The following is a 277-nucleotide window of genomic DNA, read 5'->3' as shown; positions in this document are numbered from 1 at the left end:
AGAATCTCGACGGAGAGAGTAAGTGCATGGCCTCTTTCGGTAACACTTTCGGTGTTCTCATTCCTAAACCAGCCGCCCCAGCCATGGTGTCTCAAGGCTCTGCCAATCCACCCGAGCCGCTGACCAATGCAGCCGGTCCGGTGGATGTGATAGAGATGGTTGCCGATGTTGCTTCCGCTGCCCTTTCCATCGTTGCGTCTGATTCTGCCGCAGCTGATACAGTTGATGCCATATCCGAACTGGTTTCCCTTGCGTCCATGATACCCGGTCAGCCGGG

At 56.0% G+C, this 277-nt stretch carries 1 protein-coding gene; it reads left to right on the top strand.

What is annotated here, in order from left to right:
• Window positions 1-83: 83 nt before the first annotated feature.
• Window positions 84-277, top strand: a 194-nt coding sequence (locus Q9I99_RS11365; RefSeq protein WP_301668048.1) for a hypothetical protein, incomplete at its 3' end; no start/stop codon positions are given.

The organism is Neisseria basseii, from assembly GCF_962707005.1.
Taxonomy (GTDB): domain Bacteria; phylum Pseudomonadota; class Gammaproteobacteria; order Burkholderiales; family Neisseriaceae; genus Neisseria; species Neisseria bergeri.
This window is presented reverse-complemented; position numbering and strand designations above follow the sequence as displayed.